The organism is Bacteroides clarus YIT 12056, from assembly GCF_900129655.1.
Classification (GTDB): domain Bacteria; phylum Bacteroidota; class Bacteroidia; order Bacteroidales; family Bacteroidaceae; genus Bacteroides; species Bacteroides clarus.
This window is the reverse complement of sequence record NZ_FQWK01000001.1, coordinates 450,630-477,024: the sequence shown is the minus strand read 5'-3', so window position 1 is coordinate 477,024 and position 26,395 is coordinate 450,630. Positions and strand designations below refer to the sequence as shown.

18 protein-coding genes are annotated in these 26,395 nt (G+C 43.5%); 3 read left to right on the top strand and 15 right to left on the bottom strand.

The features are described from left to right. Positions 1-14 precede the first annotated feature (14 nt). On the bottom strand, positions 15-398 hold the full coding sequence (locus BUB52_RS01715; RefSeq protein ID WP_009123186.1) for a DUF4469 domain-containing protein: 384 nt from the start codon (positions 396-398) through the stop codon (positions 15-17). A gap of 532 nt (positions 399-930) precedes the next feature. Here BUB52_RS01715 and BUB52_RS01710 point away from each other — a divergent pair. Together BUB52_RS01710 and BUB52_RS01705 are read left to right on the top strand one after the other, a co-directional pair. Beyond that, a complete protein-coding gene (locus BUB52_RS01710) occupies positions 931-1,890 on the top strand; it encodes a hypothetical protein (protein WP_009123184.1) in 960 nt (319 codons plus the stop codon). Between the two features lie 247 nt (positions 1,891-2,137). Beyond that, on the top strand, positions 2,138-3,100 hold the full coding sequence (locus BUB52_RS01705) for a hypothetical protein (protein ID WP_009123182.1): 963 nt from the start codon (positions 2,138-2,140) through the stop codon (positions 3,098-3,100). An 82-nt stretch (positions 3,101-3,182) separates the two neighbouring features. Here BUB52_RS01705 and BUB52_RS01700 read toward each other — a convergent pair whose 3' ends face one another. The 9 genes from BUB52_RS01700 to BUB52_RS01660 form a co-directional block, all read right to left on the bottom strand. Continuing rightward, positions 3,183-4,142 (bottom strand): FimB/Mfa2 family fimbrial subunit, encoded by a 960-nt coding sequence (locus BUB52_RS01700; RefSeq protein ID WP_039951163.1) that lies wholly within the window; start codon positions 4,140-4,142, stop codon positions 3,183-3,185. Between the two features lie 130 nt (positions 4,143-4,272). Then, positions 4,273-5,886 (bottom strand): Mfa1 family fimbria major subunit, encoded by a 1,614-nt coding sequence (locus tag BUB52_RS01695; protein WP_009123180.1) that lies wholly within the window; start codon positions 5,884-5,886, stop codon positions 4,273-4,275. Positions 5,887-5,928: 42 nt separating this feature from the next. Next, positions 5,929-7,437, bottom strand: coding sequence for a DUF3868 domain-containing protein (locus BUB52_RS01690; RefSeq protein WP_009123179.1), 1,509 nt, complete (start codon positions 7,435-7,437; stop codon positions 5,929-5,931). A 9-nt stretch (positions 7,438-7,446) separates the two neighbouring features. Beyond that, positions 7,447-8,019 carry a DUF3575 domain-containing protein gene (locus BUB52_RS01685; protein ID WP_009123178.1) on the bottom strand — a complete coding sequence of 191 codons (573 nt, stop codon included), beginning with the start codon at positions 8,017-8,019 and terminating at the stop codon, positions 7,447-7,449. A gap of 16 nt (positions 8,020-8,035) precedes the next feature. Next, the gene (locus tag BUB52_RS01680; RefSeq protein ID WP_039951112.1) at positions 8,036-9,877 is read right to left on the bottom strand and encodes a hypothetical protein; all 1,842 of its coding nucleotides are present in this window, start codon (positions 9,875-9,877) and stop codon (positions 8,036-8,038) included. Next, positions 9,874-12,633, bottom strand: a complete 2,760-nt coding sequence (locus BUB52_RS01675) for a fibrobacter succinogenes major paralogous domain-containing protein (protein ID WP_254302502.1) — start codon at positions 12,631-12,633, stop codon at positions 9,874-9,876. Before BUB52_RS01675 ends, BUB52_RS01680 begins: the two co-directional genes overlap by 4 nt. Positions 12,634-13,053: 420 nt before the next feature. Next, complete coding sequence (locus BUB52_RS01670) at positions 13,054-14,397, bottom strand: citrate/2-methylcitrate synthase (RefSeq protein WP_009123175.1); 1,344 nt, start codon at positions 14,395-14,397, stop codon at positions 13,054-13,056. Positions 14,398-14,415: 18 nt separating this feature from the next. Further along, positions 14,416-15,564 carry an NADP-dependent isocitrate dehydrogenase gene (icd, locus tag BUB52_RS01665; RefSeq protein ID WP_009123174.1) on the bottom strand — a complete coding sequence of 383 codons (1,149 nt, stop codon included), beginning with the start codon at positions 15,562-15,564 and terminating at the stop codon, positions 14,416-14,418. A 3-nt stretch (positions 15,565-15,567) separates the two neighbouring features. After that, positions 15,568-17,811 (bottom strand): aconitate hydratase, encoded by a 2,244-nt coding sequence (locus BUB52_RS01660; RefSeq protein WP_009123173.1) that lies wholly within the window; start codon positions 17,809-17,811, stop codon positions 15,568-15,570. Positions 17,812-17,947: 136 nt separating this feature from the next. Here BUB52_RS01660 and BUB52_RS01655 point away from each other — a divergent pair, with 136 nt between their 5' ends. Further along, positions 17,948-19,846: an AAA domain-containing protein gene (locus BUB52_RS01655; protein ID WP_009123171.1), complete on the top strand. Its 1,899-nt coding sequence runs from the start codon at positions 17,948-17,950 to the stop codon at positions 19,844-19,846. 61 nt (positions 19,847-19,907) lie between these two features. Here the strand turns inward: BUB52_RS01655 and ilvC are convergent, their stop codons facing one another. The 5 genes from ilvC to ilvD all read right to left on the bottom strand — a co-directional run bounded on the left by ilvC (position 19,908) and on the right by ilvD (position 25,980). Further along, positions 19,908-20,951 carry a ketol-acid reductoisomerase gene (ilvC, locus tag BUB52_RS01650; protein ID WP_009123170.1) on the bottom strand — a complete coding sequence of 348 codons (1,044 nt, stop codon included), beginning with the start codon at positions 20,949-20,951 and terminating at the stop codon, positions 19,908-19,910. Positions 20,952-21,002: 51 nt separating this feature from the next. Then, positions 21,003-21,752: an acyl-[acyl-carrier-protein] thioesterase gene (locus BUB52_RS01645; RefSeq protein ID WP_009123169.1), complete on the bottom strand. Its 750-nt coding sequence runs from the start codon at positions 21,750-21,752 to the stop codon at positions 21,003-21,005. Then, positions 21,752-22,312 carry an acetolactate synthase small subunit gene (ilvN, locus tag BUB52_RS01640; RefSeq protein WP_009123168.1) on the bottom strand — a complete coding sequence of 187 codons (561 nt, stop codon included), beginning with the start codon at positions 22,310-22,312 and terminating at the stop codon, positions 21,752-21,754. The genes BUB52_RS01645 and ilvN overlap by 1 nt, the downstream gene beginning before the upstream one ends. 133 nt (positions 22,313-22,445) lie before the next feature. Beyond that, complete coding sequence (gene ilvB / locus BUB52_RS01635) at positions 22,446-24,140, bottom strand: biosynthetic-type acetolactate synthase large subunit (RefSeq protein ID WP_009123167.1); 1,695 nt, start codon at positions 24,138-24,140, stop codon at positions 22,446-22,448. Positions 24,141-24,177: 37 nt separating this feature from the next. Next, complete coding sequence (gene ilvD, locus BUB52_RS01630) at positions 24,178-25,980, bottom strand: dihydroxy-acid dehydratase (RefSeq protein WP_039951110.1); 1,803 nt, start codon at positions 25,978-25,980, stop codon at positions 24,178-24,180. Between the last annotated feature and the right edge of the window lie 415 nt (positions 25,981-26,395).

The following is a 26,395-nucleotide window of genomic DNA, read 5'->3' as shown; positions in this document are numbered from 1 at the left end:
GGTATCAATGCCGTTCAAATAATCTTATTGCGGTAATATCTAATCGAATAATCAACATCACCCTCCCTGCAAACTCTCCATACCACCGGAAAAACATAAACAAGCACCAGCTTCCCCGCCTCATATACTTGTAACACCGGAGAATATGTACCCGGATCCAAATTGGGAAGAACGACCAACAATTGCGTATCCGTATATTTACAGACATGACTGATTTGTATCGGACAACCGCTATTTTCAAGCGGGGCAAGTCCTAACACAATTTCCTCCAAAGCGGATAAACGCAAATTCTCACCGGTCACTACAATAGGCGCACTCGGGGTAATAGTACCGTCGTGAGAACCTGTCAAAGGATCATATATATCTTTTATAAACGGTGTATTCAGTATCTTCTCCATATTTACCACACTCTTTAATGATATTTTCCATACCCATCCCACCTATACGGTCTTCCGGGCTGCATGGCAAAATTACTCCACAGCCGATAAAGTTCCATGGCTAAAAGAATGTCTTTCCAGCCTCTCTTTTTTCTGATAGCGAACATTCCATGAATATTGATTCCGGAGTTCATTAATTCGTCAGACTTAATAGATATGTTGCATATTTCGAAACAAGACTGATGAGATAAGTGTTAAATAGATAAATCATATATGATTCTCCGCAGTAAATACCCTTTAAACGAGAAAAAGGCAGATGGAAGATAAGATACACTTACGGCTGAGATATTATTAGAAGCCTTACAATATGATATTAAAAGCCTTATAATATAGTATTGAAAGCCTTTTAATATCAATCTAAAAGCCTTTTAACAGTCAATCACCATAGGGAAGAGCTTGGCAGATGCAGCAAAGGAAACATCCTAAATCATACCGGTTCTCATCCAGAGGTATAAACAGGGATAATCATATAAATATATAACTCACAAAAATCATGATTACAGACGAGCTAAGCACAGGAATCATTGAAGCTGTCAAAACCAAACTTCCGCAAAAAGATAATTTGGCAAACACTTTAATGGATATTCTTTATATAGGGAAAGAAGCCACCTATCGCCGTTTAAGAGGCGAAGTACCCTTTACGTTGGCCGAAGCGGCTATCCTATCAAGGAAATTAGGTATATCCCTGGATACCATTATAGGAACGAGTTTCCGGGAAAATGCCGTATTCGACATGAATATCGTAGACTATCAGAACCCTTTCGAGACTTATTTCACAATTCTCGACCGATACGTGAAACTGTTCCATACCATAAAAGGGGATACGAGTTCGGAAATGGGAACTTCATCGAACATCATTCCACTGACTCTTTCAATGAAGCACGATATACTTTCCAAATTCAGGCTATTCAAATGGATGTACCAAAACGAAAGCATGAGATGCAAGCATTTCGATGAACTGGAAATACCCCAAAAGCTCATCAACGTACAAAGAGAATTTACCCGAATGACATCTCACATACATTCCAGAGATTACATCTGGGATAAAATGATTTTCAGTAATCTGGTAAACGATATTCAGTATTTCTCGGATATCCATTTACTGTCAGAGGAAAATAAAGACAACATCAAAGAAGAGACGCTTTTATTGATTGACGAACTGGAAGAACTCGCCGGCCGGGGAAAATCCGAGACCGGTAATGATATAAGAATCTATATATCCAATATAAACTTTGAAGCGACTTACAGTTATCTGGAAACAACTTCCATGCACTTAAGTATGATTAGAGTATATGCCATTAATTCTATCACAACGCAAGACAATGAAATGTTCGGCGATTTCAAAGAATGGATTCAATCATTAAAGAAGTTCTCCACCCTGATATCGGAAAGCGGTGAGATGCAGCGTATCCTGTTTTTTAAAAAGCAAAGGGAAATTATCAACGCACTTTAATTCCCTGTTTGCCGAAATCTGAAAAACCAAACCTCAAATGTGTCTGATAATGAAAGACAGATAGAATTTCTACCTGTCTTTTTCATTCGACAATGTTTTATCCTTCCAATCCTTTCAAATAGAAAAAGACACCATCCTCCATACATGATATAGTTCACCAATGTTTCATCATCTAATTCTATATTTGCAGATACCACAAATCTTTATGCCAAGTCTCGAATTAATAACTAAATATGGGAAGTGAATTATGAATAAGAACTATATTGTAACAAACCTGATTGATGAAATGAAAGAGAGAATACCCCACGGACAGAATTTGGCCAATTATCTGGCAGATACCCTATGTATGGGAAAAGAGTCCGTTTACCGCAGGCTGCGCGGAGAAGTCGCGTTCACTTTCGATGAGATAGCAATGATTTCCTGTAATTTCGGGATTTCCATCGACCAGATAATAGGAAATCACCTTCCTAACCGCGCCACATTCGATGTAAACTTGTTACTCTCACCGGACTTGTTTAAAAGCTATAATGAAATTATAGAACATTACCTGCAGGTTTTCAACTTCGTAAAAGGAGATAGCAGTACCGAAATATATACAGCTTCCAACACGATTCCTTTCACTCTCTACTCTTCCTATGAATATCTTTCCAAATTCAGGTTATGCCACTGGATGTATCAGTATGAAAAGATAAAAACGCCGAATTCCTTAGCGGAAATGCAGGTTCAGGAAAAAATCGTGGCCGCTCATAATGAGTTAAGCAACAGCATGAAAAGATGCGGAAAGACCTATTTCATATGGGATACGGACATATTCCATTCACTCGTGAAAGAAATAAAGTACTTTGCCGAACTAAACCTAATCTCAGCCAATGACGGCATCCATCTAAAGGAGGAACTGTTACAGTTACTCACCGAACTGGAAAGGCTGTCCGTCAAGGGACAATTCAACAACGGTCATGAAGCCTCCATCTATTTATCAAATATAAATTTTGAGGCAACATACAGCTATATAACGAAAAAAGATTTCCAAATCAGTCTCTTCAGAGTATATTCCATCAATTTCATGGATTCGCAAAATCCGCATATCTGCCAAATGCAAAAGGACTGGATACAATCTTTGAAAAGGCATTCCACACTTATTTCTGGAAGCGGAGAAGCACAACGCATCGCTTTCCTTGAAAGGCAAAGGAGGATAATCGAAACTTTATAGCTGCACTCGAATAAACGTTCAAAAGGGTAAACCGGGATATGCCGGTTTACCCTTTTGAGCAATAAGTCATCTTGTCCCGTATCTACATCTCTTCCTCCGGCTGAATATAATGAGTCCAGCCATTGATATTAATTTGGACGGCATGCCATGGTTCGGAAAAGAAAAAGACTATTTTATACTCATCCTGACGGTCAAGATATTCTTGCACTCCCCAATTGTTGCCTTCCATATCCGTCATTGCCAGATAATCAATCAGATTTATGTTAAACACCTTTTTCCTTGTATTTTTTTCAGTCACGACAAAACGGGTTTGACGATCCGACATCAATCGCATCGTATTCAACTCAACAGCGGCCGCCGAAGGGTTTCTTTGCTCCATATGATACGGACGGAAGCTCAGGACATCATCATCCAACAATGAATTATCATGTCCCAAATGCCCGTTGGATTCTATGATTTCGTAATCATAATCCTCCACATTCAGTTTCCAGCTATCATCCGAGTACCCCTGGAATATAAACCTTACTTTATTGGTATCCTTTATCAAATTAATAGTCTCCACCTGATTATCTGTTCCTGTAAACGCAATATTATGAATCTCACCATACCAAAGCGGCTCCAACTCATGCAGAACAATCAAGGATTCTTCCCGTTTTAATTGTAATCTCAACTCTGTAATAGAAGAGACTCCCGGAATCAAAGAAACGATATCATACGAACCACGTGCGCCTGCCCATGCCATAAATTGGTACTCACCGACAGACAGTTCTACTTCCATCCGGTAATTACCCGTTGACAGAGCATCACCTTCTTCCATCTGCTTAAATAAGAACAACCCCTCCTTGTCAAACACATAAAGCTCCACTTTATCCACCTGCGTATGAAACGCATCTGTAAAAAGCATATTATAATCATATTTGAATTTGACAAACAAACGGCATTCCGGCAAATGTTCATTGAAGCTATTGCAAGAAGTTATCATCCACGAAGTAACGATAAGCATCCCGGTAACCATGTAACGCACAAGTATTCCCTGTTTCATATTTTCCTTTTTTACCATTTTCAAATTTCTTGAGAATCTTCCGAGAACCTTCCCATCAAGATAAAAGTATGGGAGAAGTTCTCTCCTCCCTACCTTTATACAGTATGAAGATTGCTTTACCAAGCTGTCGTCACAGTTCCTCTGTCTGAGTATACCAAGTCCAAGGATTCACATTAATCTTGATTGACAGCCAACCGTCCTCGTCTTCATCTTCCTCACCCGGATCCGGTTTGGGCACGTCGGGATAGCCAGGATTATTGAATTTGTTGACATTAATATCGTAAACCGAGTTACGGACAACGCCAAACTCTCCCAGCTCATTCACCGCCAGGTCGGTGTCATCATGCTTAATCATGATCTTGTAATAATTGAAGGCATTTTTATAATACGTAAGGCTGCCTACAGTTTTCCCTCTGTCCTCAACGCCAATAACCGAAGCCCTTTTTCCGGTAAACTTATTCACCAAGTCTCCTATTTCAGTATCATCAGCGGCATCCGGCAAAGTAACCTCACCGACATTTACTCCATCCGCTCCTAAATACTTGTTATATGCAGTAGTAAGCGGAGTAGTTATCGAGGTTGGAACAGCCTTGCTATATTTATATTTCAATTCGGCTTCAATCCATTCCGTTAAAGTGGCAAAAGTGTAGTAACCGCCATCAATCAGCATCCAGTCTCCCGTTGCATCCTGGACATCGGTGTCCGTCATATCAGCTTTCTTATATTTCTTAGGTATAAACTTGGCTCTCAACAATACGTGGGTGGTATAAGCATGTACATTTCCTGCTTTATCCTGGGTATTTTCAAGGCAGTATTCACTGGTATTCGATACATTCCAAGTACCGGGGTCGGTAGTAATGTAAGTATAATCCACTCCGGAATGCGGAGCGTCATAATTAGGGTCTTTCCTATAAGAACCTTTTTTATACTGGTCGAACGGCGCACGGAAACCACCGGCCGGATTCAGTTCAAACCAAGTGGAGATTCTTTCCGATGTCGGATAGAACTTCGTATTGGTAGCGTTCAAAAGCCAACCTTCATTTTCGATGGAAGCCACATCACTTGCTTTAGTGATGAAAACACGGACTTTTGCAACCACACGGTCTATATTAATAACCAACGGATTGGCTACCGCTCCCGTCGCATTTTTATAGAGGGTCAGGTCTACCGGGTCGCCCAATCCCGGTTCTTCGGTCTTGGAAGGTTCCAAGCCTCCTTTGGCATTAGACATCATAAAACCATCGGTAAAGCTTAAAACTCCGTTCCCAGTGCTAAGAACGAGTGCATCGTTAACCGTAGCGTAAGGAGTACCACCGCTCCAGCCGCTTGGCGCTTTGTCTTTAAACTCTTTGGAAGCGTTGGCTACAATCAAAACACGTTTGGAAGCAGCCGGAACTTTGAATGCTTCCCCGGCATTTCCGGTGGGCTGTCCCGAAGCGTTTGCTCCCGCCTGCGACAAAGTAAGTTCAATATCGGCAGTCACGGTAGGGCTTGCTCCTGATGTGAAAAATATGGCTCTAACAGATTTAATCTCTGTTTCGGCAGGTGTACCATTTTCATGGTCGGGTACGTGCAATCCACGAGTAGACGCCAAAGACGGCGGTCTGACATTCAATGCCACCCATGCATCACCGGTCGGTTCAGTAATGATTCCATTGTCTACATCCGCTACAAAATCATCATTACTACATGCAGCAAATGCCATCGATGCAAGTGCTAACAAAAAATAATTTCTTTTTCTCATTTCTTCTACATTTTAATTAATACTGTTCAATCTACGTTTATTCTATCTGTTCCCTCTCCGGGATTCAATCTCAATGGCATTAGCCTTTTTCTCCGCCAATTCCTTTAAATTCTCTTCGGCTATCGCCACTCCCAGCTTTACAGCCGTCCTTAAATGTTTCTCCGCCTGTTCATAATCTCCTTTCAATAATGCAAGTACTCCCACGGCATTGTTATACTCCGGTAAATACTTATTCGATTTCACTTTTTTCAAATAACGCTCCGCGGAAAGCGTATCACCACGCAGAAGGCATGCAGAAGCTGCGTTAATATTGGCAACTTCATCTTCCGGATATAGCCTTACAGCCGTTTCAAAGACCTCTATAAATTCCTGCGAACCTTTAGGGTAACTATCAGCTACCAAGAACAATTCATTCAGACTCAGATTCTGCGGACGTTTTTTTATCATATCTTTCGCTTCATCCATACTGAAATTCCTAATATCATAATTCACTTTACAAATGGCTACACGAAGGCCTGGAAATATGTTCTTCAGGAGATACCGATAGGGTACTCCACCATGCAGCCGCATCAATTTCGTTTCCCGCCCTTCTTCGACAGACGTATTCTTTATAATCTCCAGCACCTCATCCTTATAATCCATGTCAATGGTATGGAGCGCTTTGACCAAACCCTCCCAGTTTTCACCGCCAAAAACGATATGATACAGATTTCGTGGAAAATCATATCGGGCAGTCAGATAACGGCGTAATGCCATCGCCCGTCCCTCGGATAACCGCTTGTTTACAGCCAATGTCCCTTCAGGAGAAGCATAGCCGATTATCTCCAAACGCTGTACTTCAATACTTTTATCTGATTTCAAGTCATCAATTGCCGTATGAATCTTAGTCAGTTCCACAGGATTATTCATATATTCGGGACGGATGTCCACTTTGTTCACCTCAAAATCCAAGAAACACTCTACTTGTATTTCTCTGTTTTTCACTTTCTCCGTTACCGGTTCCACATAAGTCAAATGAGGAACTACAACATACGGAGTCAACAAACGCTCAAGCACAACTTTATCGGTAACCGTCTGCATATTCATAAATACTGTTTCTCCGCAACCGCATTCTTCACTCCGGATGTCAAGGCGGGCGTCAGCCATCCAGGGTTCATAAGGTATCACGTATCGGTAGCGAAGCGTATCGTTTCGTATTCCATAGCCCCTTTGCACAGCATAAGGTTTCTTTAAGTCCGCATTTTTTTTAGCCGATATGGCGAGTGTACGCTCATAGGCCAAAAACTCATTCCGCCCTTTAAAAGAGACTTCCGGAAGATTACAAGTATCCGACGAAGAAATCAACTGGGGGGTAAAATTCACACTGCGTACGGATTTCACTTTCATACCATCCGTAATAAAATTTATTTCTATATGAAGAAAATCGCCATGCTGCTCAAACCTCACCGGTTCTATATTTATAGTTCCACTGTAAGGACGTTTCTGAGCTGCAGCTTGGCTCAAGCATAAAGCAAAGAATACGAATAGGATAAATTGTATATTTCTCTTCATTTTTTTATTCTATTTAATTACATAAATCAATGCCACACTTGCCTTAGTAGGCCCGAAATAATTTTTATTGCCATCTTTCAACTTCGTGCCACATGTAGCACACGGATATTTCTCGTATACAATATGCGCATATCCCAACCCCAAAGAAGCCTCTATACTCCAACGTTTCTTCAATATCCAAGAATGTCCTATCGAGATACCGCCACCGTACAAATGTCCCTGATAACGGTTACGTTGCATATTCTTGCTTATGAAAGACCAGTCCGGCCAGCCACCGACATTGAAATCGGCATAATGCCCGTGCAGTCCTACAAAAGTGCGGTTGAAACGTTCACAGAACCAATAACGGGCTTCCGGTTGTATCCCCCAATGCCGCAGGCGTCTACCGCTATCCGGCTTCCACGGATTATAATTAACCGGCACTTCTAATGTCCATTTACGTCCCAAGCCTATCTCTACTCCCAAATTCAGAGTTCCGGTAAAGTCATATAGAAGATTACTCTTCAAAGCAATTTTCTGCGCTTGACCCTCCGAGATAAAGCATCCCGACATCAACAATATGAATATCAATACTTTCTTCATTTATATTTTTATTAGGTTATGAAATGCTTTTCCCTAATTGGGTGACACTTACTTTAATCCGTTGAGTAACATGGCTTCCAACCGATCCGTCAGGATCTCTTATTGTAACCAAGTATATAATACCCGTTCGCGGCGCAGAGGCTACATTGGGTAATACTTCAATATATATCTTCCCGTCATCCACCGTTATACTTTCCGTATCATCCCTTGCCGCTCCGGTGGAAGGACGGAGTTTTATCCAAGCCGGCGGATTATCACTACCCTTCTCCACAAAGGCTGAAAGACAATAATAATTCATTTCATGCACGGCAACATCCGTATTTCCGGTCGGCATATATTTCAAGGTCGTTCCCCCTGCCGGAAGGGCATCCCTTTGTCTGATATGAACGGATTTTACAAGATTACCCAACTTAAGCGTTATATATGCGTTATCTCTTCTCACACCTTGATAATATTGGGTATCTTCATACCATTTTAACCAATTGGAAACATATACTTCCACTGCCGTTTTACGCGGATCGGTTGTTTCTTGATTCACGATAGGTATAAGCCCGTCAATCGGTTTTTTCAAGCCGAATACACCGCCGGCCAGCATATTCTCATTATCACGAATTGTTTTTGCCTCCGGAAAATCAGTTTTACAATCAGTGATAAACTCGAAGGCCTCATGGTCTTTATTCTCATCCGTATAGGCAATGAACACAGAATTGCTTACTCCCAAATAGTAATCGTTATTGGCAACTACCTCATACGTATTACTATCATCTATCAAGATGCTATAATCAATATCGACATTGGATGCTTTCGATGCCTTGGCGTCCGCTACCGTATCATATCCCGGTCCGTTCACTGTATTAATCGTGAATGCATAAGCATGATTACGCAGTATATCCAGCATATGTTTGCCGCTACCGATCAATGCCATTTTATAATAGTAATCTTTACCTTCGTAAGTCCCTTGAAGAATGAGATAAGTATTATTTTGCATACCTGACTCGTACAAATAAACAGGACTGTTTCCCGTCTGTTGCCAATCGTTAACCGTTTCCGGCATTATCAAAGGAGCCGAGTAGCCGGCATCAGTTCTGTATTCGGTCAGATTAGAAGTATTGTCCATTACAGAATTTCCCCAATTATGAAGTTGCCCTTGTCGGGGAACATTGACCACTGCGGTAATTCCTTTCAGTTCAAAATTAACGGCCTTATTGGTAACTGTCATTTTAGCGATAGAACGAACAAGCAATAACGGACTTCCGTCAGCATTGGCTATTTGGGTCGTATTATCCACTCGGTCTACTTCCAGTAAATAGCTCATCGGAATAGTTGCGCCACTATAATTAAACGGCATAACCGCAAGCGCAGGAGTTGCCAATGGTTCTGTCAGCAGATTCTCACAAACCTCAGACAAGGTCACAACACCCGGCTTCATCTTTCCCAACAGTTTTTCCATATTAAACTCATAACCGTTCACCGCATCACCATAATAAAACTCCACCTGGGGATTAGCCAATATCAATAGTTGATATTTACTATCATCAGCTTGTTTCGTCAGGAGTACATATCTTTTCTTTATCATCTCAAAAGCTTGTACAACTTCTATCAGCCGGGCATTTCCGCCTGCTCCCTTAAACACAAATACCCACGGGGTTTTGCCAACGGTTTCCTCATCTTCCAATCCTCTTGTCGCCGGAAGTCGATATGAGTTGACACGGGTAAAGATTTCAATCTGTACCTTTTCTTCCGCAACTGTCTCCCCTTCCGGGTTCTCCACCAAAAGCGTCTCATGTTCACATGATGCCGTCAGCATGAGAAAAGTCAAACTGAACAAACGGATTATATGTATTATAACTTTCTTCATCTTTTTACACATCGAATTGAATGAGCAAACTGATTTATAACCGATTTGGCCTGGGTAGCCACATAATTGAACTCCATAGTCCAAATATTAGCATAAGGCGTACCTATCGTATTACCTTCATTATCTTTTCCCACCCATCCCGGAGCTACCGAAGAAGACCAGTAATAACCTGTTTCACCGGCAAACTCCAAACTGCCGTCATCATGCCATCTTCTTCCTGCCGATGGAAAAAACAATGACGCATCAGTTGCCGAATTGACGATAAGCGTTCCGCCATAAGCCGCATCGGCACTATTCAGAGCCACTCCCTTATATCGGGTAACAGTACCGTTCGCCCTATCCAGCCCATCTATCATTGCTTCCGTTTTTATAGGACGTCTGTCAAAAAAACCATCCGCATAGAATCCATACATCACTTCATTCAGGATTTTAGGGACGTACAGTTCCGTCTTTACAGTCGGATCGATAGGCTGATATACAGTCGTAGGGCTTCCGTCTCCCTTCATCGGCTCATTAAACAAAGACATTCTCCATTCGGACTGATACACTTGATCGTAGCCAAAACTATTAGTTGCGATTTTATTTATCGGACCATCTGTGGGGCGATAATACCCCGGAGGGCATATTTCCAACGAATCTTTATACTTGAATCCTGTAGCAGGATCCCAAAGAGGCGGACTATCCGTATAGAATTTCGGCCAATCGGGTATGCTCCAACCGGATGATACGTTCTTATTCGTAGGATGATAGGCTCTATTAGCCAATCGGGTATGTCCTTTGGCAAGCCCCCATTGAAAATGTGCGCCGGCTTGAGTGGGATAATCCACAAACGCCACTTCATTTCCGAGATTGGATATATCGACTCCATACCATTCGGCAATACTACCCGGGTTGTTTTTATATGCTTTAGCCGTCAAGTTATATGGAGAAAACTTTCTTCCGAAAGAACTCCCCGAACTTCCGCTTCGCATCAGATAATCCGGAGCCTCCCCCTGACGTACATAGACTTTAGTCTTGTAGGTAAGAAAGTTTCCACTATCGTCATTACCCTCATAGGTAAGTTCTACGACTCCGTATCTCGGTTTATCGATATCGGTATTCCTACTTTTGAGTCCTATCCGGAAATAAATTCTCCCTTTTCCATGTACAAAGTCTCCGGTTTCACCTCTATATTCATTGGGAATAACCGGATATTTCTCCGGGTCGCCCGGTAAAGCCGTACCTATACCCGGATCAAAACTGGGTGTAGAGCTCAATACAATAAAATCCTTATAAGCGTCAGGAACTTTTGCCGTCCACTGATGCCAGTATGTATATCTCAGGCCGCTAATCACTCTCTCTCCCGTTTCATTATTCTTATAGAAAGCGCCTACATAAGGCTGGGACCAGGGATATTTCTCCGAGTTTGCAATAAAATCAAAGCGTTTCCCCTCTTGCTTTACATGTACGGTAACAGTCTTTAAAAGCTTATTCTTTCCATCATAATCTTCCGCAGCCATCAACGTTATTTCATAAGTTTCCTCCCCTATTTCATTAGGCCAGTCCAACAGAATGTCCATATAACCTGCTCCCGTTTGAGGATTGTATAAGAATCTCTCGTCATTATTCACATTCCAACTTTGAGATGCCAATGCATTAAATACTACATTCGTATCTTCCTGCCGATTGGAGCTTCTCACTTTTACGGTTTCCAGAACTCTCACTACCGGCATATTTGACCAAAATGAAATACGTGCCCCATTAAAATCGGTTATGCTGACTTCCGTATGCGAAACATTCAACATCCTATTTCCCGCTATCTCCCAATCATTGGCGATGTAATCCCATTCGGAGGCTTTTATATTCACTTCAAGCGGTTCCTTGATAATCGCTGTCAAATCCAGTTTGGTATTGAGCGGCAATCTGTAATCAAGTGGTTCTTTACTAATCTTCAACTCACAAGAAGGGCTGTAATTATCCCCCATATCAATAATAAAGTTCACTGCCTTTCCCTTATCATCCTGTTCCATCAGTCCACTGGAAGGCAGTATGATACGTTTCACTTTCTTAGCCCAATTGGCTCCCTCCGTAACAGGTACAGCATCCGAAAAATAATTTCCATCTTCATTTTTAGTAAATGCGCGTATTACTGTCCGTTTAATTGCAGGACCGCTATATCCGGCAGTGAGAGGAACTGAATTCGGTACATTACTGAAAATGATACCATTAAATGTTTCATCGAAATTATCTGCAGATTCCACTGTAACATCGACCCGCACTCCAAGTCTGTCAAGAGCCAGTTCCAATACGGAAAATTCCGTTCCATCACTCAACCGGATTCCTTTTCCACCGGACAAGACAGTTATATTTTTAAGTTCCTGTATCATTGGAATTATCTGTTCCGAAGAGAAATACTCCGCTGGATAAGCAATCCTATCCAAATCAGCATATTTCTCAATACCGTTCAAGGTATTCACAATATCCTGATGTAAGGGCTCGTTTGCCAAAAACACAAAATCGTAGCCTCCCGGAGAAACCGCATGATGAACGATATCACCCAACCATGCATTATAACGAATATTAGTAGTAAGATTACCTGTGGAACGTTCAAAGGATAAGATACGGAGAGAACGGACTACATTATCATCCGCTTCACCCGGATGTGTAGCATTCATAAGTTCCATCCCTCTCACAGAAATAGATGAGACGTCTATACCATGAGTATGTATTTCATCTATGCAGGAGGACAAAGCCGCCAGCAATAAAATGAATATCACACTCTTATTTATTATAGATTTCTGTACCACCATAATTCAACATCTTTTGTAACATGAGACCAACTCGAATCTCATATCACAAATATCGTTGAATTAAAGAAGAGAATGAATTATATCCATTTCTGATATAGACAATGGAAATATGGATAGACAACTAATTATACTATTACCGCAAGAAGATGTCTTGAATATAGAAAAGAACAGATAGCAAATAGGAAATATTGCATTATCTGCACCAATCGGAAACAAAAGTTTTGATAATCGAAACCGAAGGCTTATAATTTACAAACAAAATACACTAACTTTCCGCCTTATACTTTCTACGGGGAACTTGTCAATTATACCACTGACAAATTCCCCGTAGGAAAAAAGAAATGAAATACATAACCATCTTCAAATGATTACGAACACTGTTATTCTCTAACGTTTCTTGATAGGAATATAAGTCACATCATCCAATACATTCTTGTACGCCGGGCGGATGATACGTTTACCCTCGAAGTTCAGTTCCTCATTGCGGTGTGCACACCAACCTACGATACGAGCCATAGCAAACAGCGGTGTAAAGATTTCCTGCGGCAAACCAATCATCTCATATACAAAGCCGGAATAGAAATCAACATTGCTCGAAACGGTCTTTCCGTTATTCTTCACACGTCCAAAGACTTCGATAGCACGTTCTTCCAGCAGTTCTAGGAACGCGAACTCACGTTCCTTGCCTTTCTCGCGAGCAAGGTCGCGGGCAAGTTCCTTCAACAGTATGGCACGCGGATCGGAAATGGTATAAACGGCATGACCGATACCATATATCAGCCCCGTCTTGTTGTAAACCTCCTTGTTCAACATACGGGTAAAGTAAGTATCAATCTCATCCACATTTGTCCAATCCTGAATGTTCTCCTGCAAATGGTGGAACATATCGGCAACCTGAATATTGGCACCGCCGTGAAGCGGCCCTTTCAAAGAACCGATACCCGCTGCAATAGAAGAATAAGTATCCGTCCCGGTAGAAGAAGTTACACGTACAGTAAATGTAGAGTTGTTACCGCCGCCATGCTCTGCCTGCAACACCAGCAACAGGTCGAGAGTACGAGCATCCAGTTCCGTATAATCCTTTTTCAGCATATACAAGAAGTTTTCTGCGAGAGAAAGATTTTCCTGTGGATGACGGATGTGCAACGAACGGCCATGAGTGGCATGGCGAAGCATATTGAAGGCGTAGGCTATGATAGTTGGGAACTTTGAAATCAGTTCGATGCTTTGGCGCATCAGGTTATCTCGGGAAGTATCATCGGCATTCGGGTCGAAACGATACATCTCAAGCACACTACGTGCCAGAATGTTCATAATATTGTTTCCCTCGAGTTCAATGATATTCATCTTCGTTTTCTGTTCCAACGGCATATTATCGTTTATCAGTTCGCGAAAGGAAATCAACTCTTCCTTATCGGGAAGACGACCGGAAAGCAACAGATAGGCTACCTCTTCAAAGCCAAAACGTTTTTCTTTAAGAATGGCATGCGCCAAATCCTCAAGGTCGTAACCACGATAGAATAATTTACCCGGAATAGGCTTTAACCCACCGCCCGGAATACGTTCGTAGCCTACTACATTACCAATTTTGGTCAATCCGACCAATACCCCCGTTCCATCCTCATTACGCAAACCGCGCTTTACATCAAACTTCTTGAACAGTTCGTTCTCAATCCTGGTCGCTTCTTTCAGGTCCTCAGAGAGCTTGTAAATCAAATATTCCTTCTTCATAATTATGTATGTTTTTTATTATTTTTCGATTCTTTCCACAATTTCCCGTGTAAAAGCAGATGTAGACAATGAGACACCACCCTGCATAAAGCGAGCTAAATCAGCAGTGGCACGACCTTCCGTAAAACTATTCTCCAATGCTTTCTCTATTAGCAAAGCCGCTTCTTTCCAGCCCAGATGTTCAAGCATCATCACCGCTGAAAGAATGATAGAACATGGATTTACAACATCTTTTCCGGCAATATTTGGAGCCGTGCCATGAGTAGCTTCAAAAATAGCGTGACCTGTCTTATAATTGATATTGGCGCCCGGAGCGATACCGATACCGCCCACCATGGCAGCCAGTTGGTCGGAAACGTAATCACCGTTCAGGTTCAGTGTTGCAATGACCGAGTATTCTTCGGGAATAAGCAGCGTATTCTGCAAAAAAGCATCAGCTATACAATCTTTGATAACAAGACGCCCGTCCTCTATTTCTTTGCCAAATTCACGTTCCGCCACTTCGTACCCCCATTTCTTGAAACCGCCTTCGGTGAATTTCATAATGTTGCCTTTGTGCACCAATGTCACAGAAGGCAGATTATTTTCAAGTGCGTACAGGCAAGCTGCGCGTACCAACCGCTCCGTTCCTTCTTTAGACACAGGTTTTACACCAAAAGAAGAAGTTTCGGGAAAACGTACTTTAGTCACACCCATTTCATCATGCAAGAAACGGTAGAACTTATCGGCTTCCGGTGTTCCGGCTTCCCATTCGATACCTGCATAAATATCTTCCGTATTCTCACGAAATACACACATATTTACCTTCTGCGGTTCTTTCACCGGAGAGACTACGCCTTTATACCAACGCACAGGACGCAAACAAACATACAAATCGAGCGTTTGGCGTAATGCCACGTTCAGCGAACGGATGCCTCCGCCGATAGGGGTAGTCAGCGGACCTTTAATACCAACCTTATAAGTTCGGAATGCTTCCATCGTTTCTTCCGGTAACCAGGAACCCGCTTCATTAAATGCCCGCTCACCCGCCAACACTTCTTTCCATTCGATACTCCGGCTGTCTCCATAAGCTTTTTTCAGAGCTGTATTCACAACAGCCTGCATAGACGGGGTTATCTCCGCCCCGACTCCGTCACCTGTAATAAAAGGTACAGTAATCTTTTCCATATTCTATCGTGCATTTAATGCAGAACCGGCACGAAACCAGCCTATCTGCTGTTCATTATACGTATGTTGTACTTCAAAACTTTCTTGACTTCCGTCCTCGTGATGGAGTACCACCGTCAAGTTACGTTCCGGAACAAAATCTTTCAAGCCCACAACAGACAGTAAATCATGCTCCTGAATCTTATCATAATCCGCCTTATCGATAAAAGTCAGCGCCAGCATGCCTTGTTTCTTCAAATTCGTCTCGTGAATACGCGCGAAGCTTTTAGCCAAGATAGTACGTACATTCAGAAAACGAGGTTCCATAGCAGCATGCTCACGACTGGAACCCTCACCATAGTTTTCTTCGGCAACGACAATGGAAGGAATCCCTTCCGATTTATACAATTTAGCCGTACCGGAAACTGTTCCGTACGTGTTTGTAGAGCGGTTCCATACTTTATTTGTTTCTCCGTTGAAAGCATTGACAGCACCCATTAACATATTATCCGAGATATTCTCCAAGTGTCCGCGAAAACGGAGCCACGGACCTGCCATCGATATATGATCGGTAGTACACTTGCCCTGCGTCTTAATCAACAGAGGCATATTCAGTAAGTCTGCGCCATCCCAGGCAGGGAAAGGAGTAAGGAGTTGTAAGCGCTGTGACTGAGGCTCTACCACAATATCCGCCTTTACATTGGAAGGTGCGGTATATCCCTCACTTCCTGCCGTAAATCCCTTTAGAGGCAGTTCTTCGCCTACGGGTTCGGAGAGCTTAACCCTTTCACCGTCGGCATTCACCAATGTATCTTTCAGCGGATTAAAACACAAATCCCCGGCAATAGTCAACGCCATGGTCAGTTCGGGAGAGGCTACAAACGCGTATGTATTCGGATTACCGTCCGCCCGTTTGGCAAAATTCCGATTGAAAGAAGTTACGATAGAATTCTTGCGGGTAGGATCATCGGTCACACGCTTCCACTGTCCGATACAAGGTCCGCAGGCATTTGCCATAATTGTAGCGCCTATTTTTTCAAAAGCGTCAATCATACCGTCACGCTCTGCTGTCGCACGTATGCGTTCCGAACCCGGATTGACAATCAAAGGAGCGGCCACATGTAAATGTTTCGCCGTTACCTGACGCGCCAAAGATACCGCACGACTCAAATCCTGATAAGATGAATTGGTACAGGAACCAATGAGCCCCACTTCCATCTTACGAGGATAACCGTTCTTTAAAACTTTCTCGGAAAATTCAGAAATAGGCGTAGCCGCATCCGGAGTAAACGGTCCGTTGATATAAGGTTCCAATGTAGAAAGGTCTATGTCGATAATACGGTCATAGTACTTCTCCGGATTTGCAACCACCTCGTCATCGGTACGAAGCCCTGCGGCAACGGCAGTAGCCATATCCGCCACTTCCGCACGTCCGGTAGCTTTCAGATAAGCAGCCATACGCTCGTCATAAGGAAAAAGAGAGGTAGTGGCACCTACTTCCGCACCCATATTACAAATCGTAGCCTTTCCGGTAGCCGAAAGCGAAGCGGTACCCGACCCGAAATATTCGATAATGGCATTCGTTCCGCCTTTGACTGTCAGAATTCCCGCCAACTTCAGAATAACATCTTTAGGAGCCGCCCATCCGTTTAATGTTCCTGTAAGACGGACACCGATCAAGCGGGGCATTTTCAGTTCCCATTCCATACCGGTCATTACATCCACCGCATCAGCACCGCCTACACCGATAGCCACCATACCCAAACCGCCGGCATTCGGAGTATGAGAATCGGTACCTACCATCATACCACCGGGAAAAGCATAGTTTTCCAACACAACTTGATGAATGATACCTGCTCCGGGTTGCCAGAAACCGATACCGTAACGGGAAGAAACATCCCGAAGGAACTTATACACTTCCTCGTTCGTTTTGGTTGCAGTGGCAATATCTTCTTTTGCCCCTTTGTAAGCCTGAATCAAATGGTCACAATGTACGGTCGAAGGAACCGCCGCCTCATCACGACCGGCATTCATAAACTGCAATAAAGCCATCTGCGCAGTTGCATCCTGCATAGCCACACGGTCGGGACGAAAGTTTACATAGTCTTCGCCGCGTTTATAGTTCTTCACATTCTTCTCATCATACAAATGAGCATACAAGATTTTTTCCGCTAAAGTCAACGGACGTTGCAATATAGTCCGAATACGTTCTATTTTCCTCTCATAAAGTGCATAAAACGTTTTGAGCATTGTTAAATCATATACCATAACCACTCTTATTTTTTTAGTTTTTCAATATTGTAAAGATTACAAATTAATATAATAAACAAATTAAAATAAGGAAAAGTTTAACAAAATAAAGCATTTCTTCCCCTAAAGACTGAGATTTATTACCTTTGCAGATATGAAAGAACAAGATACGAACAGTCCCATTATACATCTCCAACGGCAGCAACTCCTGCTACGTATGGAATACGAATACGAAAAAGAAGAATTCAAACGACAGACAGAGAATATGGGTGTCGCCCGAAAAATCAAACGGGGACTTTGCTGGTATCCTGCCTCACCGGGTCGAAGTTACTATAATTCGTTGAATCAATTAGTAATAGAAATTACACATACCGAGAATACCGATATAGAACATAACTTTGAATTCGGACGTCCCGTCTGTTTCTTCCGCCAATCCGCCGATGGAAAAATCACTTACTTTAACTTTACAGCCACCGTCAGTTATGCAAACGAGGCATACATGGTAGTGATTATGCCCGGTGCGGGAACTATCATGGATATACAATCCGCCGATAATCTCGGAGTTCAGCTTTATTTCGACGAAACCTCTTACCGCACGATGTTCGAGGCGCTGGAAGATGTCCTTCGTGCAAAAGGCAATCGTCTTGCAGAATTGCGGGATATTCTGTTGGGTACGGTCAGAGCCGGATTCCGTGAACTTTACCCGGTACGTTTCCCTTGGTTGAATTCTACTCAGGAAACTGCCGTAAACAAAGTATTATGCGCTCGCGATACAGCCATCGTACACGGTCCCCCGGGAACAGGAAAAACCACTACGCTTGTAGAAGCTATCTACGAAACTCTACATCGTGAACCTCAAGTATTGGTATGCGCCCAAAGCAATATGGCTGTCGATTGGATTTCCGAAAAGTTGGTGGACAGAGGCGTAAACGTTCTACGAATCGGCAACCCCACACGTGTCAATGACAAAATGCTGTCTTTTACGTACGAACGCCGTTTTGAAAACCATCCGCTTTATCCTGAATTATGGAGTATCCGTAAAGAACTGCGGCAATTGGGCGGTAAAGCCCGCCACGGCAGTTACGATGAACGCGAAGGAATACGTAGCCGCATGAGCCGTCTGCGCGACCGTGCCACAACACTGGAAATACAAATCAATGCCGAACTGTTCGATAGCGCCCATGTCATCGCTTCTACGCTTGTAAGCAGCAATCATCGCCTTTTAAACGGGCGCCGTTTCGGTACACTGTTCATTGATGAAGCCGCCCAGGCTTTGGAAGCCGCTTGTTGGATAGCCATCCGTAAGGCAGACCGGGTAGTGTTGGCAGGAGACCACTGCCAGCTCCCCCCTACCATCAAATGTTATGAAGCCGCACGTAGTGGACTGGAACAAACTTTAATGGAAAAGGTGGTAGCCAACAAACCGTCTGTCGTATCTTTACTGAAAGTGCAGTATCGCATGCATGAGGATATCATGCGTTTCTCCTCAGATTGGTTTTATGACGGAGCACTGGAAGCGGCTCCCGAAATACGCCACCGGGGAATATTAGATTGGGACACACCCATTACTTGGCTTGACACCTCCGAAATGGATTTCAAGGAAGAATTTGTCGGAGAAACATTCGGACGTATCAACAAAGAGGAAGCCCACTTATTACTAAAAGAACTGGAAGCTTACATTCAACGAATAGGCGGTAGCCGCATTCTCGAGGAGCGAATCGACTTCGGACTAATCTCGCCCTACAAGGCACAAGTACAATACTTGCGGGGAAAAATAAAAAGCAGCGCTTCATTACGTCCTTACCGCAGTTTGATAACAGTCAATACCGTTGACGGGTTTCAAGGGCAGGAACGTGACGTTATCTTTATCAGTTTGGTACGTGCCAATGAAGAAGGACAAATCGGTTTCCTGAACGATTTACGCAGAATGAATGTAGCAATAACAAGGGCGCGCATGAAGTTGGTTATCCTGGGAGAAGCAACGACGCTAAGCCACCACACTTTCTATAAGAGGCTGCTTGAATATGTAAGAACCATTAATGACAAGCAATGAAAAAACCTCTCTCAACATAAATTGAAAGAGGTTTTTATTATTCTCTGATTTATATCAGGAATCAGTTATTTTCCGGACGGAGTTTACGAACCGTTACGGCAGTCTGCCACATTTCACTTTCACGCAACGCTTTTAGTTCTTCGTTCAGTTTCTCACGATAATCAGGCTTAGAGTTACTGTCAATAGAAATCTGAGCTTCGTTACCGGACTTAACGCTCTGATACAATTTCTGTACAACCGGTTTGATAGCATCGTGGAACGGAGTCATCCAATCCAACGCACCGCGTTGAGCTGTAGTAGAACAGTTGGCGTACATCCAGTCCATACCGTTCTTTGCAAACAACGGCATCAATGACTGAGTCAATTCTTCAACCGTTTCATTGAAAGCTTCCGACGGAGTATGGCCGTTTTCACGCAAAACCTCGTATTGAGCCAACAGTAATCCCTGGATAGCGCCCATCAAAGAGCCGCGTTCACCTGTCAAGTCTGAAGTAGCTTCACGGATGAAAGTAGTTTCAAACAAATAACCGGAACCGATACCGATGCCTAACGCAAGCGTTCTGTCCAAAGCCTTGCCGGTAGCATCCTGATAGATAGCGTAAGAAGAATTCAAGCCGCGGCCTTCGAGGAACATTGTACGCAATGACGTACCCGAACCTTTAGGAGCAACCATGATAACATCGATATCCGTAGGAGGAACTACACCGGTACGATCGCTCCATGTAATAGCGAAACCATGAGAGAAGTAAAGAGCCTTTCCGGGTGTCAGGAACGGTTTCATGGTAGGCCATACGGACATTACGGCTGCATCAGACAAAAGACACATAATAATAGTACCTTTTTGGCAAGCATCTTCAATGCTGAACAGAGTTTCACCCGGAACCCATCCGTCTGCAACAGCTTTTTCATAAGTCTTACCCTGACGCTGGCCTACGATTACATTGAAACCATTGTCGCGCAGGTTACAAGCCTGACCGGGACCTTGTACACCGTAACCGATAACTGCGATTGTTTCATCCTTTAAAATCTCACGTGCTTTTTCCAAAGGAAATTCTTCGCGGGTCATTACATTTTCAATAACACCGCCAAAATTCAATTGTGCCATTTTTTGTTTTAATTTTTATTTATGGCTTACGCCAACTAATTGATTAATAAATTATTTTCCTACAAATATCACTTTAGAACGACAAACCACTTCGTTACCATTCTTTCTAACTTCCACATCATACGTGCCGTCACCGACATAATCCTTATAAAAAGTAAGCTCGTCACCGTAATAACTCTCGGCTACATACGCCATTTCAAAACGACGGATACGGCTCTCCTTATACAACTCTATCGGAAATAAATCAAGAATATGCTCGATATAACGGATGCTGTTTACGTGCCCGTTAATATCAATATCGCTATATCTGGCATTCAGGGAAGAAGCCGGTTCCATAGAAGTCACTTTTATGCGCGAAGGTTTTTCGATGGGGCAAAGTTCGTCGCACACATAGTCCACGATACTGCCGCCATGCAAAGCCAGCAAATCGGCAGGCTTACGGGTATTGAGACTAATCATCGCCCATACGGAACGAGCATACCCTATTTTCTTTCCATCTTTATTGATAATGGCAAAGTTACGGTCGGTAAAGAGGCGGTATACATTTTCCACCCAAGTCTGGATAGAGAAATCCTCGTATTGATACGGCATCTCGTCCAACTCGATAGCCAAACGCGACAGCACCCACGTATAATTATCCTCATTCAAGGTTGCGATACCGAAACCGCGTTCCGTAGCATGAAACCCTGCACAGTTCAACAGATGGTTACCAAGCACACCCATTGTCAGGCGCCCGGTAAAGTCCACATGAAACGGTTCCGCAACAAACCTATAAGTTCCTATTTTGTTATTCTCACTCATTATTCTTGTTGTTCTTTACTCCGGCGATATTTCGCTTCACGATCCGCCAAATATTCATTTACACGTTCAAAGCAACTTGTTGTGATAGCCACACGGCCGGAACGTACAAATTGGAGCACACACTCCAACGCACGAAGCTCCTCATAGAGATTGGTTATCTCTTCACTCATGCCGTTCTTCTCTACAATAGAGAATACGGAATTTACCTCCACGATACGCGCATTGTATTTACGGATAATTTTAGATACTTCCGGCTTCTCCTCCAAGGTGGGAGTCGTTATCTTGTAAAGCGCGATCTCATGCTGATAGATTTCATCATCCGTAAAATAGTGCGCCTGCAGCACATCTATCTTTTTGGTGATTTGTTTTGTCACCTTCTCGATAGTATCCTTGTCCGTCCAAGCTGTAATGGTATATTTATGTACCCCCTTGATGGAGGATGCCGAAACGTTCAAACTCTCGATATTGATTTGTCGGCGGGTAAATACCGCCGTTACCTGATTCAGCAAACCTGCAAAGTTCTCCGAATGAACGATAATTGTATATAATGTCTTGTCCATACCTTTTTTAATTAAGAATGAAAAATGAAGAATGAAGAATTACATTTTGTATATATCTCCTTAATGAAGAATGTAGAATAAAAGAGAAACATCCCGGAATTCTTCATTCTTAATTCTCAATTCTTCATTTATATTAGCATTCCAGCAACATCTGATTCACAGAGCCACCCGGAGGTGTCATCGGCATAACATTTCCTTCTTCTTCTACGCAAGCTTCCAACAGGAACGGGCCGTCTGCCGCAATCATCTCATCAATGGCTTTCATCAGCTCTTCGCGGGTAAATACCCGACGTGCCGGAATTTCGTATGCGGAAGCGATCTTCATATAGTCAGGGTTCATCATTGGAGTAAACGAATAACGGTGATTGAAGAACATAGCCTGCCATTGACGAACATTACCGAGGAAGTTATTGTTCAGCAAAATCATCTTAACGGGAGCTTTCTGCTCCATTACCGTACCCAATTCCTGCAAGTTCATCTGCAAACCGCCATCACCCATAAAGACGCAAACCGTACGGTCGGGGCGTCCGAAAGTTGCACCGATAGCGGCAGGAAGACCGAAGCCCATTGTGCCCAAACCACCGGAAGTGACAATACTGCGTTCCCTGCTATATTTAAAATAGCGAGCGGACATCATCTGGTTCTGGCCTACATCCGTTACCAAAACAGCCTCGTTATTCGTGGCCTCACTAACGGCACGCACTACTTCTCCCATGCTCAATGTATCACCTGTCGGATGCAGCTCGGGACGGATTACTTTCTCCTCCTCCATCTGTTCGTAGGGCAGGAAACTTTCCAACCACTCTTTATGTTCGGCAGGTTTCAGCAATTCGGTTACTGCGGCAAGAGTATCTTTACAGTCACCCAATACAGCCACATCCGTTTTTACATTCTTATCTATCTCCGCAGGATCGATATCGAAATGAATTACTTTTGCTTGTGACGCATAAGTAGATATTTTACCCGTAACACGGTCATCAAAGCGCATACCCACCGCAATCAGCACATCGCATTTATTGGTATTGATATTCGGACCCAGATTACCGTGCATACCCAACATACCTTTATTCAGTGGATGGTCCGTAGGTAATGCGGAAAGTCCCAGCAAAGTACAACCGGCAGGCATACCCGCCTTTTCAATGAAAGCACGTAATTCGTTCTGCGCATTGCCGAGCTCTACACCTTGTCCCACCAACACCAACGGACGCTCCGCCTCATTTATCAAATCTGCAGCCTGTTGTATGGCTTCCTGTTCCATTTCGGGTACCGGAAGATAACTGCGTACATAATCCACTTTGGTAGGAGTATATTCCGTCTTATCCACTTGGGCATTTTTGGCAAAGTCCAGTACAACCGGACCGGGACGTCCGCTCTGTGCAATATAGAAAGCGCGGGCCACAGCCCATGCAACGTCTTCCGCACGACGAATCTGGTAACTCCACTTCGTGATAGGTTGTGTAATGCCTACCAAATCCACCTCTTGAAAGGCGTCTGTTCCGAGAAATCCCGTAGCGACCTGTCCGGCAATGACAACGATCGGTGTACTGTCTATCATGGCATCCGCAATACCTGTAATGGTATTTGTTGCGCCCGGACCGCTGGTGACCAGACATACGCCGACCTCGCCCGATACACGTGCAAAGCCTTGTGCTGCATGAGTAGCCCCCTGTTCATGGCGAACAAGGATATGATTCAGATTCTCTCGGTGGTCGTATAAGGCATCGAATACCGGCATGATGCTGCCACCCGGATAACCGAAAATGGTCTTTACTCCCTGATGTTCCAGAGAGCGCATCAATGCTTCTGCGCCTGTTATTAAGTTTTCCATATCTATTTATTATTGTTTTCGGGCACGGATTCCTAAATTATTCTATCAGCCTTACAGCCCCTTTATCTGCAGAACTTACCATACTGGCATACGCTTTCAACGCTTTCGACACTTGGCGGTCTCGGGTTACCGGTGTCATAGGACGGGCAGCCAACTCTTCATCCGTCAGCTTCACATTAATAGAGCGGTTCGGTATATCTATTTCGATGATGTCACCGTCCTGAATCTTACCGATATTACCACCCGCAGCAGCTTCAGGAGAGATATGTCCGATGCTCAGCCCGGAAGTACCGCCACTAAAGCGTCCGTCGGTAATCAACGCGCACTCCTTACCTAAATGACGGGATTTGATATAAGAAGTAGGATAAAGCATTTCCTGCATACCCGGACCGCCTTTCGGACCTTCATGAGTGATAACGACAACATCGCCGCTGACAACCTTTCCACCCAAAATACCGTCACAGGCAGCTTCCTGTGAATCAAAAACTTTGGCAGGACCGGTAAACTTCCATATACTTTCGTCCACTCCGGCAGTCTTGACCACGCAACCGTCCTGCGCTATATTTCCTTTCAGTACAGCCAATCCGCCGTCCTTGCTATAAGCATGCTGCAGGTCACGGATACAACCTTCGGCACGGTCTGTGTCCAATTCCTTATAATAAGCATCCTGCGAACCGAGTACCAGATTGAACTTTCCGGCAGCGGCACTGGAATATTTCTTGATTGCTTCCTTACAAACATTCGGGTCGGTGATGCAATACCGGTCTATTTCCTCAGCCAACGTCATTCCGTCTACACGGCGTACATTCGTATCCACCAAGCCGCCTTTGGCAAGTTCGCCCATAATGGCAACGATACCGCCGGCACGATTTACATCCTGTACATGATATTTCTGGGTATTGGGAGCTACTTTACACAAGCAAGGAGTCTTACGAGACAACATATCGATATCATCCATCGTGAAATCCGCTCCGGCTTCATGGGCTACCGCCAGCAAATGAAGCACCGTATTGGTAGAACCGCCCATTGCAATATCCAATGTCATGGCATTCAGAAAAGCTTCACGAGTGGCAATGCTGCGGGGAAGTACGCTTTCATCTCCTTCCTCGTAATACTTATAAGCGTTTTCAACAATCAGTTTGGCGGCATCTTTAAACAGTTCCTTACGATTTTTATGAGTAGCCACAATCGTACCATTACCCGGAAGCGCCAACCCGATAGCTTCGTTCAGACAGTTCATGGAATTGGCGGTAAACATACCCGAGCAACATCCGCAAGTGGGACAAGCGTGCTGTTCAATCTTGGCAACCTCATTGTCACTCACGCTCTCATCAGCCGACTTAATCATAGCATCAATCAAATCGAGGTGCTGTCCGTTCCATTCTCCGGCTTCCATAGGACCTCCGGAAACGAATACCGTAGGGATGTTCAGCCTCATCGCAGCCATGAGCATACCCGGAGTAATCTTGTCGCAATTGCTGATGCAGACCATGGCATCCGCCTTATGCGCATTCACCATATACTCCACACTGTCGGCTATAATATCGCGTGAAGGCAATGAATACAGCATACCGTCATGCCCCATCGCAATACCGTCATCAATGGCAATCGTATTGAATTCGGCGGCAAAGCAACCTTGCTTTTCTATCTCTGCCTTTACAAACTGGCCTATTTCATGCAGATGCACATGCCCCGGTACAAACTGGGTAAAAGAATTGACTATCGCGATTATGGGCTTACCCATCTGTTCTTTCTTCATACCGTTGGCCGCCCACAATGCGCGGGCACCTGCCATACGGCGGCCTTGTGTACTGAACGAACTGCGTAACTGATGTTTCATCTTATCTGTCTCCTTTTATGAAAAAAGCCTTTCTCACCATAATGAGAAAGGCTTATTATAAATATCTTTACCGTACGAATACATACACAACCTTTCTCACGCTCTTGATGCCACCACCACGACGCGAATAATATGCAGGACTGCCAGGTTAATAGATGTATGCAAATTCATAACTAAAGTATCTTTATTGTTCTTTTATTTGTTATTTCATATAAATATGCTGCAAAGGTAAGTGCTTTTTTATAAACTCCAAACAAATTGAAGAAAAAAAAGATATAAACATGAATAATCGTAAGGAAACCGTGCCTTAAAATCTTATTTTATCACTTATTAGTTTCAGATAAAACCATTCGGACGCTTTCAGAGGAAGGTATTAATCAATTACAAAGCACTTAATAATCTGAAAATTACCGGG

Coding starts and splice junctions, on each gene's coding strand:
- BUB52_RS01715 (WP_009123186.1), bottom strand. CDS start 398: ATGGAGAAGATACTGAATACACCGTTTATAAAAGATATATATGATCCT.
- BUB52_RS01690 (WP_009123179.1), bottom strand. CDS start 7,437: ATGAAGAGAAATATACAATTTATCCTATTCGTATTCTTTGCTTTATGC.
- BUB52_RS01655 (WP_009123171.1), top strand. CDS start 17,948: ATGAAAGAACAAGATACGAACAGTCCCATTATACATCTCCAACGGCAG.
- ilvB (WP_009123167.1), bottom strand. CDS start 24,140: ATGGAAAACTTAATAACAGGCGCAGAAGCATTGATGCGCTCTCTGGAA.
- ilvD (WP_039951110.1), bottom strand. CDS start 25,980: ATGAAACATCAGTTACGCAGTTCGTTCAGTACACAAGGCCGCCGTATG.
- BUB52_RS01685 (WP_009123178.1), bottom strand. CDS start 8,019: ATGAAGAAAGTATTGATATTCATATTGTTGATGTCGGGATGCTTTATC.
- ilvC (WP_009123170.1), bottom strand. CDS start 20,951: ATGGCACAATTGAATTTTGGCGGTGTTATTGAAAATGTAATGACCCGC.
- BUB52_RS01705 (WP_009123182.1), top strand. CDS start 2,138: ATGAATAAGAACTATATTGTAACAAACCTGATTGATGAAATGAAAGAG.
- BUB52_RS01670 (WP_009123175.1), bottom strand. CDS start 14,397: ATGAAGAAGGAATATTTGATTTACAAGCTCTCTGAGGACCTGAAAGAA.
- BUB52_RS01645 (WP_009123169.1), bottom strand. CDS start 21,752: ATGAGTGAGAATAACAAAATAGGAACTTATAGGTTTGTTGCGGAACCG.
- ilvN (WP_009123168.1), bottom strand. CDS start 22,312: ATGGACAAGACATTATATACAATTATCGTTCATTCGGAGAACTTTGCA.
- BUB52_RS01660 (WP_009123173.1), bottom strand. CDS start 17,811: ATGGTATATGATTTAACAATGCTCAAAACGTTTTATGCACTTTATGAG.
- BUB52_RS01695 (WP_009123180.1), bottom strand. CDS start 5,886: ATGAGAAAAAGAAATTATTTTTTGTTAGCACTTGCATCGATGGCATTT.
- BUB52_RS01680 (WP_039951112.1), bottom strand. CDS start 9,877: ATGAAGAAAGTTATAATACATATAATCCGTTTGTTCAGTTTGACTTTT.
- BUB52_RS01700 (WP_039951163.1), bottom strand. CDS start 4,142: ATGAAACAGGGAATACTTGTGCGTTACATGGTTACCGGGATGCTTATC.
- icd (WP_009123174.1), bottom strand. CDS start 15,564: ATGGAAAAGATTACTGTACCTTTTATTACAGGTGACGGAGTCGGGGCG.
- BUB52_RS01710 (WP_009123184.1), top strand. CDS start 931: ATGATTACAGACGAGCTAAGCACAGGAATCATTGAAGCTGTCAAAACC.